Source organism: Streptomyces sp. NPDC017979, assembly GCF_044328175.1.
Taxonomy (GTDB): domain Bacteria; phylum Actinomycetota; class Actinomycetes; order Streptomycetales; family Streptomycetaceae; genus Streptomyces.
In genome coordinates this window covers 86,261-99,010 of the sequence record NZ_JBIRGU010000009.1, presented here as the reverse complement: position 1 = coordinate 99,010, position 12,750 = coordinate 86,261, and the positions used below count along the sequence as shown (strand labels likewise).

Here is a 12,750-nt window from a genome sequence, read left to right as displayed (position 1 = left end):
TGGCGCGCCGGCGCGCGGTCAGCCGGTGTGCGCGCCCTGCGCCGTGCGCGCGGCGATCGTCTCGATCCCCGTGATCAGCAGGTCCAGCGCGTACTCGAAGTCGCGGTCGCGCATCTCGGCGACCGTGCCGCCACCGCGGGCGTTCATGATGCGGACGCTGTTGTCCAGGTAGTCGGAGAAGGCCGGCTGCCCGGAGAAGCCGCCCATGGCCACCTGGTAGTACTCGTCCTGGGTCATGCCGGCCGAGGCGCACCGCTCGACGTAGTGCCCCTCGATCGTCCCGAACCCGTAGACGAACTGGAAGACGGAGGCCATGCCGGCGGTCTGGCGGTCCTCCGGCAGGCCGGAGTTCGCCACGGCCCGTTGTGACGCCTGGGCGAACGCCAGCGATCTGGGGCCGATGTTCAGGAAGTGGCCGACGAGGGGCGAGACCCAGGGGTGGCGCACCAGCACGCCGCGCAACTCCACGGCGAGCGCGCGCAACTGCTCGCGCCACTGCTCCGGGTCCGTGACGTCCGGCAGCCGCATGCTGTCGAACACGTGGTCAAGGGCGTACTCCAGGAGGTCGTCCTTGGTGTCGACGTACCAGTAGACCGACATCGCGGTGACGTCGAGCTCGGCGGCGAGGCGGCGCATGGAGAACTTCGCGGCGCCGTCCGCGTCCAGCAGCCGTACCGCCGCCTCGACGATCTTCGTGCGGTCGAGCGACGAGGGCTGACCGGACCTGCGGACCCGTTCCGGCTTCCCGCCGTCCAGCCAGACGCTGGGCCGTACGGGACGCTCCGTCCGTCCGGTCGCGTTCGCCATCGCGTCACCCCTTTTGCTCGCCCTCGCCGGTGGCCGCCGTCGCGTCGTCCGCGGCGGCCACCGGGTCACTTCAGCACTCACGTGTCACGGTGTCGATGCTATGCCGAGGCCGGTGTCTCCGGGACGGCGCCGTCCGGCTTGCCCGTCCGGTCGGCCTCGTCCGTTCCCGCCTCACCCGCGCCGTCGGCCGTACCGGTGCCGTCGTCCTTGCCCGTCCCGTCGGCCTTGTTCGCCTGCTCCGCCCGCCACAGCATCACGGCGGCCACCAGTCCGCCCGCCAGCACGGCGACCGCGCCCACGAGCTGGCTGGTCTCCAGCCCGGAGGCGAAGGCGTCGGAGATCGCCGCCCGCTCCTCGGGGCCGCTGGCCGCGGCGAGTGCGGCCGGCAGCGACGCGGCGCCGACGGCGGCCGGCACGAGCGCGGCGAAGCGGGCGTTCAGCACCGCGCCGAGCACGGCGACGCCGAGGCCGTTGCCGAACTCCGCGAGCGTGCCGTTGATCCCGCCGCCCACGCCCGCCTTCTCCGGCGGAATGGCGCTCATGATCGCGTTGGCCATCGCCGGCATGCAGAGCGCGACGCCCGCGCCCATGATGACCAGCCCGAGGAGCATGCCGCCGTATCCGTCGCTGCTCATCAGCGCGATCGCGGCGAGGCCGGCCGAGGTGAGCGTCATGCCGGCGGCGATGGTCAGCGGGGTGCCGATCTTCAGCAGCACCCGCGGGCCGAGCCCGGAAAGGTTCAGCAGGACGACCATCAGCGCCATCGGTGCGGTGCGCAGCCCCGCGTCGAGCGGCTCGTACCCCAGCACGAACTGGAGGTGCTGGGTCAGCAGGTAGAGCGACCCGGTCATGCCGAAGGCGACGAGGACCGTGCCGGCGACGGCCCCGACGAACTTGCGGTTCTGGAAGAAGTGCATGTCGAGCATCGGGTACGGGATCTTCAGCTCCCACAGCGCGAAGCCGACGAGGACGAGCACGCCGACCACCGCCGAGACCAGCACCCGGCCGGAGGTCCAGCCGTGCTCGGGCCCGGAGATGATCGCGAAGACCACCGAGGTCATGCCGATCGTGGACAGCAGGGCGCCGAGCAGGTCGGGCCGTTCGCCCTGCCTGCTCTTGGACTCCGGGACGAGCGTGGCGACCGCGAACAGGCCGAGCGCCGCCACCGGCAGGTTGATCAGGAAGATCGCGCCCCACCAGAAGTGGTCCAGCATCACGCCGCCGAGCAGCGGCCCCAGCGCGAAGCCGAGGGAGCTGACGGTGGACCAGATCGCGATCGCCTTGACGCGCTCGGTGTCGGAGAAGATCTGGACGATGACGGCGAGGGTGGTGGTGAGCAGCAGCGCACCGCCGACGCCCATGCCGGCGCGGGCGGCGATGAGCTGGGCGGACGTCTGGGAGAGCCCGGCGGCGAGCGAGCCGATGCCGAAGATCGCGAGCCCGGTGAGGAGCAGCTTCTTGCGGCCGTAGCGGTCGGCGGCGTTGCCCGCGGTGAGCAACAGGCCGGACTGGACCAGCGCGTACGCGTTGATCATCCACTGGATGTCGGAGGTGGAGGCGTCCAACTCACGGGTGAGGGACGGGATCGCCACGTTCAGCACGGTGTTGTCGAGCAGCACGACGAGCTGGGCGAGGCAGATGACGCTGAGGATCAGCCAGCGCTGGGGATGCCCGCCGGTGGGGGCGAGCGGGGGCGTGCCGGGTGCGGCGTCGGTGGAGGGCGCTGCCACGGGCACCTCCTTGTACGGTGTACGGGGATGGGTTCCCGTACACCGTACAAGGCATCGCTATACGCTGTACAACTGCTTTTCGGCAATGCTTCGGCGCGGCTCCTGGCGCGGGTCTGGCGTGACTCTGGCGCGGGCTCTGCGCGGTTTCGCTCGGCCCGGTGGAGGGCCCTGGCGAACAGTCAGGGGCGTGCGCGGGAGGCGTGCGCGGGAGGCGTGCGCGGGTCGGGCGCGCGGTCGGGCGTCTGTGGGGCGCGCGGGCTATTCGCCGGGCTTGATGAGGTAGCCGGCGCCGCGCCGGGTGTGGATCATCGGCGTCCGCCCCGCGTGGATCTTCTTCCGCAGGTACGACACGTACAGCTCGACCACGTTCGCCTGGCCGCCGAAGTCGTACGACCACACCCGGTCCAGGATCTGCGCCTTGCTGAGCACCCGGCGCGGATTGCGCATCAGATAGCGCAGCAGCTCGAACTCGGTCCCCGTCAGATGGATCGGCTCGTCCGCGCGCCACACCTCTCGGCTGTCCTCGTCCAACACCAGGTCGCCGACGGTCAGGACGCTGTCGCTGCGGGCGGCTGCCGCGCCGGCCGCGTCAAGCCCCGCACGGGCCGCGGTGCGCAGTCCGGTGCGCAGGTTCGTACGGCGGATCAGCCCCCGCAGCCGCGCCGCCACGTCCTCCAACGAGAACGGCTTGGTGACCACGTCGTCCCCGCCGGCCGTCAGCCCGGCGATCCGCGCGGTGGCCGCGTCGCGCGCCGCGAGGAACAGCACCGGCACGTTCGGCAGCTCGCGCCGCAGCTCCTTCAGGACCGCGTGCCCGTCCATGTCCGGCAGCGTGGCGTCCAACACCACGACGTCGGGCTCGAACTCGCGGGCGCAGCGCACCGCGCCGGCGCCGTCGTCGGCGCTGCGCACCTCCCCGCCCTCGTAGCGCAGCACCATCGACAGCAGCTCCGTGACCGCCTGCTCGTCCTCGACGACCAGCACGCGCACCGCGCTGCCGTCGGCTCTGACCAGGGCGGACGGCGTGGGATCGGGCTGTCGCCCCGGGCCTTTGTCCGTGAGTGGCGTCGTCGGTCGCGTCGTCGGCGTCAGCGTCATGGCGGCGACGCTAAGGAGCGCGCCTCAAAAGGACCTTGCCGCTGGATGTGAATTGCCTGAGAAAGCGCAGCGGCGCGCCGGCCCAACAGGTCGTTCCGGACACCACGCCTGCCGGTGAGGTCAGAACAGCCCTTCCTGTACGCCGTCGTCGCCTTCCCGCACGTCGACGACGGGCACGGAGACCCCGGCCGTCGGCTCGGCGCCCACGAGGGACCACCCCACCAACAGCCGGCTGTCCAGGACGACGTGCCGTTCCTGCGCGTCGGCGAGGTGGAGGTCGGGCCCGGCGACGGCCAGCAGCGTGCCGGCCACCGCCCCGCCGTCGACCAACTCGCGCACCACGGCCCCGGCGCCCGGCAACCGCTCCAGGCCGAACGCCGCGACGTGGTCCACGGCTTCGTACGCCAACGGCTCCAGCGTCTGCGTCCACTCGCCGGCCTCAAGCGCCCGCCGGTGCAACTCCTCGACCTCGCCGGCGCGGTCGACGGCCCGGGCGGGCAGCGCCGCGCGCACCGTCCGCTTGTCGGCGTACGGAATCCGGTCCGGCACCCCGAGCGCGGCCCGCAGCAACTCCTCCGTCCGCCGCGCGGCCATCAGCGGTCCGCGCCCCAGCCAGCTGAAGACCACCGCACCCTGCTCCAACAGCCGCGCCGAACCGCGCTCCTCGGCCGTGATCCCCACCTTCACCATGCCGGGCCCGAACCAGGCCAGATACACCCGGTACGTCCGCGGATCGTCCGGCACCCCGTCCGCGGCCACCGAGTGCGCCCGATCCAGCCGCGCGCACTCGGCACAGCGCGCCCGGGTCGTCCGCCCCGGCACCGAGGCGCCCAGCGGACACGCGTTCCCCCGGGCCCCCACGCACCGGCGCTCGCCCTCGGCCCGCAACCCCAACTGCTTCCCGGCCGTCAACGGACTGACCCGACCGCCCTCCCAACCCAACACCGCCATCTGCGCCCCCTGCGGCCACGCGAGTCCGGTGCACCGCCACGACATACCCAACCCCACCTCCGGGCCCACGCCCCTCGCACCTCAGACCAAAACGCGGAGGGTACAGCAGCCCACCACCCCACGCCCCTGACACCACCCCATTCCAGCCGCACTCCCACCCCTGTACACCTGCGTCTTCTCCGTCCGGGCTCGCCAAGACGCGGCTTCCGCTGGCTGATTCGGGAGGTGCGGGGTTGATGCTGCGGGCGCCTGCCGCGAGCGCACTCAGTCGACCATTCAACGAATCCAGCTCCTGGTAACCGCACGGTTGCGCTAGGTTCAGGCATGCGCACTCAGTAGGTGCCGCATGACAGAACGAGACGGCCGCGGCTGCCTGGGGAGTGCATGCTGCGGCCCGTGTGCCCGGGGGGTCACGTGCAAGAGATGATCAAAGGTGCCAACGTCAGCCTGGCGGAGCTGAGCGAGGACAGCGGTGGCGTCATCGTGGGGCTGAGCTGGAGCAGTGCGGAGGGGGACGGCGACGCGGACGTGTCGGTCCTCCTCCTCGACGACGGCGGCAAGGTCCGCAGCGAGTCCGACTTCTACTTCTACAACCACCCGGCCGCGGTCGACGGCAGCGTCCAACTCCTCGGCAAGACGCCGACGGACAGCGGCAGCGAGGACCGCATCAGCCTCGACCTGACCGCGGTGCCGCCGGACGTCTCCCGCATCGTCGTCGCCGCCAGCCGGTACGAGGGCGCCCGCTTCGGCGACCTCCACGACATCCGTCTCACCCTCGCCGACCGGGCGAACGAAGTGCTGCTCGGCTTCTCGATCGACGACGCCGGCGTGGAGACGGCCTTCGTCTTCGGCGAGCTGTACCGACGGGGCGAGGAGTGGAAGTTCCGGGCCGTGGGACAGGGGTACGAGAGCGGACTGGCGGGGCTCGCGACCGACTTCGGCATCGAGATCGACGACGGGACCGACGAGGAGATCGACGGGGAGGTCGACGGGGCGGGGGAGGACGAGGCCACCGAGACGGCGGCTTCGGCCCCGACCCCGGTGGCACCGGCACCGGCACCGCCGACTGCCGCGGCCGAGGACCTGACGCCTCGTGCCGAGCGGACCGCGGATGCCGAACCGGCACCGCAGAAGGCCCCGACGCCGCGCGCCCGCGGCACGCGGACGGTCAAGAAGAAGGTCACGCTCCCCAAGGTGGCCAAGAAGTCCCTCGCCGAGAACGACTCGTGGAAGCCCGCCCGCCTCTTCCCCGTGCCGACCCTCCGGAGCGACAAGGAGCGGGAGTTGCGGGCCACGTCCGTACTCCTCTCCGTGATGGCCCAGGTGCCGGAGTTCGGGCGCCGCCTCACCGCGGCGTTCGGTGCCCCCGCGGGTCGCATGGAGACCTTCACGGAAGTCTCGCTGCCCCACGGCGACAGCCCGAGGCGCCCGGACGGGGTGATCCGGGTCGAACGCGCCGGCAAGCTCTGGACGGCCCTCGTCGAGACGAAGACCAACGGCAATCCGCTCAAGGCCGAACAGGTCCAGGACTACATGGACATCGCGGCCCGCCGCGGCTACGAGGCCGTGATCACCCTGTCGAACGACGTGGCCCTGGACGGCCGTCCGCTGGTCGACGTCAAGATCGACGGCCGCCGCAAGCACAAGGTCACGCTCTGGCACCTGTCCTGGGCGGAGGTCGCGCACCAGGCGCAGATGCTGATCCGCCACGAGGGCGTCGGCAACGCCGCGCACGCCTGGCTGCTGCACGAACTGCTGCACTACCTCCAGCACGAGAACTCCGGCTGCCACGGCTTCCAGAACATGGGCCCGGCATGGGTACCGGTCCGCAACGGCATCGAGGCGGAGACCCTCACCCAAGGGGACCCGCGCGCCGTCCAGGTGGTGGAGAGCTGGGAACAGCTCATCCGCCAGATCTGTCTCCGGCTGGGCGGGGAACTCGGCCAGAAGGCCCTGCCCGTGCAGCGCGTCAGCCGCGGCACCGACCCGACGTCCCGACGGGTCGCGATCGCCGACCGGCTGTGCACAGAAGGCCGCCTCTCCTCGGAGCTGCGCATCGACGGCACGCCGGGCGTCTTCACGATCACCGCCGACCTGCGCACCTCGAAGCTGCGCACCTCCGTCGACATCCCCGTCCCCGAAGGGGGCTACCCCCTCACCTCCGCCAAGCGCCTCATCCGCTCCCTGACCGAGGCCCCGGCGGACCTCCACGTGGAGACCCTGGTCGACACCGGCAACGGCCCCCGGGGCACGCTGGAACGCCTGCGCCCCGAACCCGGCGACCTGCTCCCCCGCGACGGAGCCGCGATCACCGGATTCCGCCTCTCCCTCTTCAAGGGCATGGGCGGCACCCGGGGCACCACGGAATCCGGCTTCATCCGCAGCGTCGACGGCGCGATCGACCGCTTCTACGGAAGCGTCGTCGCCCACCTGCACACCTTCGACCGCCACACTTCTCGCCGCTCCCGGCCCTAGGTCACGTCGGCGAAGTCCCGCGCACAGGGAAGTGCGCGGGGCGCCGCGGCCGGCAACGTCGAAGGGCCCCACCGCGGACGGTGGGGCCCTTCGACATCGTGCCCGGTGAGGCACTGGCGGAGGATACGAGATTCGAACTCGTGAGGGGTTGCCCCCAACACGCTTTCCAAATGTTCGCACGCCCGTCTGGTGGGAGCCGTACCTGTCCTGACCTGGTACGGAGCGTTCGGGGCAGCACTGCCCGGACGGGCCCGGACGGGGGCGAATGAGACCAGAACTGAGACCGGGATGGGAGCACATTGAGGGATAGGGTTCACCCTGCTGATTGTGTGCCAGGCCCTCTGCGCCTGTGGACGTCGTAGACGTTGGGGTGGACGGCCGTGATCAGGGGCCTGCCTCTCCTCGGTCTGCGGATGCAGGGGCGTAGACCGAGCTGAGGAAGAAACAATCTCTGCTTCGCAGTCAAGAATGTCTGGGCCTGAGCGCTCAGTCTCGACTGTGGGCGCTCCGACTAGGGTTGTTCGTCTTCGTCCGGCTCCTGTTCCGTGTCCAGCCGCCGCCACAGTCGTTCCGCAATCTCTACCAGCGTCCCCTCCTCAGGAACCCGCCACTGCTTGGGGCCTTGGACAGCACTCCACTGTTCCCGCCATTCGGCCTGCTGCCAGATGTGGTTCACCAGTCCACTCGGCGAGTAGCGACGGCCATCCGCCTCCCAGAGGATTGGCCCCTTACGGTCGTTGACCCAGGTACCCCGGCGTCGGCGCGGATCCTGGTCGAGCCAGGAGCCGATGGCCCGCTCTTCGGTGTCACTGGGTGCGTAGACAAGCGGGGTGCCGTCAGAGATGAGATCGTGGTCTACGAGGAGGTGAATCGTCGGAGGACGCTTCGCACGCTTCTTGCTCGCTGCTGTCACGAACGCCGAGAGATCAGGGGAATCACTACCGGCGTCGAGCGTCAGCAAGACTGCCTGGACCAGCTGCCTGGATTTCTCCTCGCTGGCGAAAGTGCTGGTGATGTAGCTCTTGTTGGTGAAGAGCTTGTCAACCATGTCGATCAGACTGGCCAGGACATGTCGCACTTGGCGGGGAACATCTTGCAGAAGAGCTTCCCAATTGCTGTCGGGCTCCTGCAAGGCTTCGCTGTCGACTCGCTGAAACACGATATGGGCAGCCAAGAGAGCCCCACTATCCGCGATAGAAGCCGCCCTCCCCGACAGTTCTGAACGGATCTTCGTGAGCTCGTCTCGGATTGCTCGCAGGACCTGTACAGAACGCCAAATCTGGTACGCGCTCGCCTGTTGACCAAATAGGCGAGTATAGGCGCCGTCAGCGCCTTCCTTCCACAGTGCCTCAGTGGATCCCTTGACTCGGACTGCGAAGGTTGGATCCCGATATGCACATGCGAGAGCGGTGGCCGCTTCGGTGACTGAGCAACCAGAATCGGGAGCCGGATCCATTTCTCCGCGTCGGAATACATATTCCTTGTCGAGTGATAGCTTGAAGTCCTTCTGGATCTCACTCTGTACCGGGTCGATGGCAATGAAGTCCCGACGCTCCATATGGTTCTGCGTGTTGGTGGCCTTGGTGATACTTTGTGCGAATCCCTCAGGCGTCCCCTGCATCGAGACGATCCGCACGGAGACGTAGGCGTCGGCTACCGCGTCCGGATCCTTTTCAAAGGCTCGGTTAGCTGAGGTGACGGTCTGTGCCCCGTTCACGACGCTCGCGTTGCGGAGAGTCAGGGAGATCGGCGCGCCAGTCGCACGCTTTGCGAAGAACTCTCGTTCGATGGTGTCGCACTGCACCGTGATGCCGTTGTGGCGGTAGAGGAAGCCGTCCGGGTCCTCCAACATGCTGTCGACCAAAGTCTTATTAACGCCCGTGAGCCCCAGCGACTTGCGGACGTTGCGGTCGTAGAGGCGCTCGCCGTTGACTGCATACCACTGGGCAAGCTCTGCGGCGCAAACCTCACCAACGATGGCCTGATAAGGGGTCTCGCGGTCGTGCCAGCCCTCGGTCATCTTCGCCGTCAGGGTGATGGGCTCTGGCTGCAGATCGTCCCGAATGGCGCGGTGAAAATCAACCTGGTCCACCACTCGGTATTCAACGGTGCGGCCGAGGCCGCCAAATTCACGGGCTGCCTCATCCAGAATGTTGCGCGTCTCGGGTGAAATTCGACCGTCTCCCATGAGGGCAACGACTAGATGAACCTTGCAGGTGGGAAGTTTGAGAACGCCATGTACTCGATCCCCGAGCAATCGTAGGCGCTCGTTGAAGTGATCGAAATCCCGGTTATCGAGTTTCTTTAGGCCGTGGATGAGCTTAAGTGCCGCCTCGGTATCGAATCCCGCTGTCCCCGAGTTCTTCCATTTGGCTTGGATTAGCCATAGTTCGGTTCCGGAAGCGGAGAAGGCCACAGAGTCGATTCCGAAGTCATCCCTGCCGTCGATCACCCCGGTGGCTGCCTCGTCTGAGGAGCAGTCGGTCAGAATGCGAGCTGCTCTCGCCGACAAAGCCCGAGATAGAAGGGCGGTCACACGCTCAGTAGGATCCTTCTTCTCGAAGTCATCCATGGAAATTCGGTCAGTGAACTCCCTCAGTAGGGCCTCACGAACCTGCCGCACTTCCAGCGGCATGCCCTGCGTCTTCCCCATCCTCGACCCCGCTACCCCTCTGGTCTCGCTCTGACCGCCCAGCGTACCCAGGTGATGCAGAGCGTGTGGGTGAAGCGTGAGGCGCTCAGTGTCGCAAGGCTTCGACAACGTCGGTGCTCGTGGCGGTCGGCAGCAGGTTCATGGGGCCGAGCCAAGGCATTGTTACGCGATGCCACGGTTGATCGGCACAACTACAGCTCACGTAGGCCAGTCAGGACTTGACCGATGAGCATCGGGGTAGCCTGCCTGTCGCCTAAGACAGCGTTTCTGTTGGCTTGATCGTTCGTTGAACTGTGTATGACGGATCTGGTTGTGCGTTTGGTGCCGGATGAGTTGTGGGTGTTGTTCCGGCGGGTGGTGCCGCCGACGGAGATCAAGCGTCCGCAGGGCGGGGGCAAGCGGAGAGCGGGTGATCGTGAGGCTCTGGCCGCGATCATCTTCGTGGCTACCTCCGGTTGCACCTGGCGGTAGTTGCCGCCGGTGTTCGGGCCGTGCTGGCAGACGGTGTACCGCCGCTTCGCGCAGTGGAGCCGGGAGAGGGTCTGGGCCCGGCTCCACCGGGTCATCCTCGACGAACTCGGCGCCCGCGGGGAACTGGACTGGTCGCGGTGCGCGATCGACTCCGTGAGTGTGAGGGCCGCAAAAGGGGGCCACTGACCGGACCGAATCCGACCGACCGTGGCAAGAACGGATCGAAAATCCACCTCATCACGGACCGGAACGGACTCCCGCTTTCGCTGGGGATCTCCGGCGCCAACATGCACGACAGCCTCGGCCTGGAGCCCCTCGTGCGGGGGATCCCGCCCATCCGCTCCCGCCGCGGACCGCGCCGCCGACGACCCGCGAAGCTGCACGGGGACAAGGGATACGACTACGCCCACCTGCGCCGATGGCTTCGCGGCAGAGGCATCCGCCACCGGATCGCCCGCAAGGGAATCGAGTCCTCCACACGGCTTGGCCGCCACCGCTGGGTGGTCGAGCGCACCGTTTCGTGGCTGGCCGGCTGCCGACGCCTGCACCGCCGCTATGAACGCAAGCCCGAACACTTCCTCGCGTTCGTCGGCATAGCCGCAGCCCTCATCTGCCACCGCAGACTCACCAACTGAAACGGTGTCTAAAGGGGGCCCCGCGCGTGATCGCTTGGGTGCGTGTACGGCGTGGACGCTCGTGTGATCGCCCTACCTGCGGTTTTGCGGTGAGCGTGTGCGCTGTGAGCGGTACGCGGCGGTGTGCGGGCGCGGGGGCCGCGTGGACGGTCGCGTGATCGCTTTCGAGCGTCGGGGCGGGGCTCAGTCGACGGCGGTGAGGTGGCGGGCGGAGGCGTAGTAGCGGGCCTGCTGGCCGCCTCCTGCTCCTCCGGCGATGCCGTCGGCCTTGGTGGCCAGGCCGCTGTCGACGAGGCGGCTGAGGTGACGCCGGGCCTTCTCGACGTCGGCGCGTTCGGGGTCGCCCCCGCCGATGAGGATGGTCGCCAACTCGCGTGCGCGCAGCCCGTTGGGGGTGTTGCGCAGCAGGATGGCGGGGTCCTTGGTGGGGTCGACGGTCGTGGTGCCGCGCACGTGGTCGTGCGTGACGTCCAGGGGGCCGACCTCGCCGGTGGGGGTCTTGAGGTGGTGCAGAGTGACGGCGGGGTCCCCCGCCCGGCCGGTGACGAACAGGACGCTGCCCGCGCCGGCGGTGATCCAGGTGGAGCCGTAGACCTGGTCCAGGCTGGGACGCTGGCCGCGCGGTGCGTCGGCGGTGGCCTTGCGCTGGTGGTGGAGCTCCATGATCTCCACGCCGTTGCGCAGGGCGCGCATGCGGGCGTTGTGGAAGGCGACGGCGAGGCTGTCGTCGACCATCGTGCTGACGGCGTCCTTGAGGCTGTCGATCACGATGGTGTCGGCCTGGTGGGCGGCGGCGAGGTCGGCGAGAAGGTCGGGTTCCTTGTCGAGCGTGGCGGGCAGCGGTCCCTCCCAGACCACGAGCCGCTCGCGCAGGATCTTCTCGTCGGTGGGGAAGACGCGGCGGGCCATGGCCTTGGCGATCTGCTTGGGGCGGTCCATCGCCAGGTAGAGCACCCGCCTTCTCGGGGCGACGGGCATCTCCAGGACGGTCTCCGTGAGGCCGATGCGGGCGAAGATCACCTGATGGGCCAGGGTGGTCTTGCCGACGCCTGGAGCGCCGACGATCATCAGGCTCTCGCCGGGTGCCCAGACGGTCTTCTCTCGGGTGCCCCACAGGGGCTCGGCGTCCGCGCCGCTCTCTTTGACGAACGACCACCCGTCGGTGATGAACCGCGAGAGTCGTCCCTGCCCGGAGGCCAGGGCGCGCTCGCGTTCGGCCCGTGCCTCGGTCTCGACCTCGCTGCGGATGGCATCGGGGTCCGCTCCGGGCTCCATGGATCGCTGCATTGTGCGCAGGCCGGAGGCGCGCAGGCGCCGCAGGTCGGACATGCGGCGCACGATCCCCGCGTAGTGGGTGGCGCCGCTGACCGAGGGCGTGGCGGAGGCGAGCCGGTGCACGTAGGAGGCGCCGCCGACCCGCTCCAGGTCGTCCTGCTCGCGCAGCCGGTCGCAGAGCATGATCGGGTCGGTGGGCTTGTCCTCGCTGCGCAGGGCGAGGACCGTCCGCCAGACGGTCTCATGCGCCGGTCGGTAAAAGTCTGGCCCGTCGAGCAGGTTTCGTACGGCGTCGACCACGGCGGAGTCGTGCATGCACGCGCCCAGGACGGCGGCTTCGGCGTCCGCGTCGTGCGGCGGCACGGCGGTGAAGTCGTCGAACGGGCGAGGGAGGTTGCGGGTGTCGTCGTGTGGCGCGGCAGGACGGGGTTCGTCCATACTGGGCACTGAGCTCCTCACTTGCGGGCCGCATGGGACGGCGAATCCCAGGTCATGCAGGTCGATCGTTCAGGGATGGGCGGTTACGAGGGTTCGAGCTTGGCCCCCGGTGTTCGTAGCACCGGGGGCTTTTTGCGTCCGCCCCCGTGCGGGGGTGGACGACCCACACTACCTGACGTTTTCGGTAGCGCAATGGTTGCATTCGGCCCCGCAATGG

The 12,750-nt window shown here is 68.9% G+C and carries 7 protein-coding genes and 1 pseudogene; 2 read left to right on the top strand and 6 right to left on the bottom strand.

Annotated elements, in window-relative coordinates; translation table 11 throughout:
• Positions 1–18: 18 nt before the first annotated feature.
• The 4 genes from ACH4E8_RS22760 to ACH4E8_RS22745 form a co-directional block, all read right to left on the bottom strand.
• Positions 19–807 (bottom strand): TetR/AcrR family transcriptional regulator, encoded by a 789-nt coding sequence (locus ACH4E8_RS22760; RefSeq protein WP_398450942.1) that lies wholly within the window; start codon positions 805–807, stop codon positions 19–21.
• 98 nt (positions 808–905) lie between these two features.
• Positions 906–2,537, bottom strand: coding sequence for an MFS transporter (locus tag ACH4E8_RS22755; protein ID WP_398450940.1), 1,632 nt, complete (start codon positions 2,535–2,537; stop codon positions 906–908).
• Between the two features lie 258 nt (positions 2,538–2,795).
• Entirely contained in the window at positions 2,796–3,635 is an 840-nt protein-coding gene (locus tag ACH4E8_RS22750; RefSeq protein WP_398450938.1) for a response regulator transcription factor, read from the bottom strand.
• A 120-nt stretch (positions 3,636–3,755) separates the two neighbouring features.
• Positions 3,756–4,631 (bottom strand): DUF2797 domain-containing protein, encoded by an 876-nt coding sequence (locus tag ACH4E8_RS22745; protein ID WP_398450936.1) that lies wholly within the window; start codon positions 4,629–4,631, stop codon positions 3,756–3,758.
• A gap of 378 nt (positions 4,632–5,009) precedes the next feature.
• Between ACH4E8_RS22745 and ACH4E8_RS22740 the strand changes: the two genes are divergently transcribed.
• On the top strand, positions 5,010–7,061 hold the full coding sequence (locus ACH4E8_RS22740) for a TerD family protein (protein WP_398450934.1): 2,052 nt from the start codon (positions 5,010–5,012) through the stop codon (positions 7,059–7,061).
• 511 nt (positions 7,062–7,572) lie between these two features.
• On the opposite strand, the gene ACH4E8_RS22735 is transcribed toward ACH4E8_RS22740, so the two are convergent.
• Entirely contained in the window at positions 7,573–9,714 is a 2,142-nt protein-coding gene (locus ACH4E8_RS22735) for an AIPR family protein (protein WP_398450932.1), read from the bottom strand.
• Between the two features lie 297 nt (positions 9,715–10,011).
• Here ACH4E8_RS22735 and ACH4E8_RS22730 point away from each other — a divergent pair.
• Positions 10,012–10,820 (top strand): annotated as a pseudogene (locus ACH4E8_RS22730) (IS5 family transposase).
• A gap of 183 nt (positions 10,821–11,003) precedes the next feature.
• Here ACH4E8_RS22730 and ACH4E8_RS22725 read toward each other — a convergent pair.
• On the bottom strand, positions 11,004–12,410 hold the full coding sequence (locus ACH4E8_RS22725; RefSeq protein ID WP_398451293.1) for a DnaB-like helicase N-terminal domain-containing protein: 1,407 nt from the start codon (positions 12,408–12,410) through the stop codon (positions 11,004–11,006).
• Positions 12,411–12,750: the final 340 nt, after the last annotated feature.

Excerpts from the sequence above, each read along its gene's own strand:
- ACH4E8_RS22760 (WP_398450942.1), bottom strand. The coding sequence starts at position 807 with ATGGCGAACGCGACCGGACGGACGGAGCGTCCCGTACGGCCCAGCGTC.
- ACH4E8_RS22750 (WP_398450938.1), bottom strand. The coding sequence starts at position 3,635 with ATGACGCTGACGCCGACGACGCGACCGACGACGCCACTCACGGACAAA.
- ACH4E8_RS22745 (WP_398450936.1), bottom strand. The coding sequence starts at position 4,631 with ATGTCGTGGCGGTGCACCGGACTCGCGTGGCCGCAGGGGGCGCAGATG.
- ACH4E8_RS22740 (WP_398450934.1), top strand. The coding sequence starts at position 5,010 with ATGATCAAAGGTGCCAACGTCAGCCTGGCGGAGCTGAGCGAGGACAGC.
- ACH4E8_RS22735 (WP_398450932.1), bottom strand. The coding sequence starts at position 9,714 with ATGGGGAAGACGCAGGGCATGCCGCTGGAAGTGCGGCAGGTTCGTGAG.
- ACH4E8_RS22725 (WP_398451293.1), bottom strand. The coding sequence starts at position 12,410 with ATGCACGACTCCGCCGTGGTCGACGCCGTACGAAACCTGCTCGACGGG.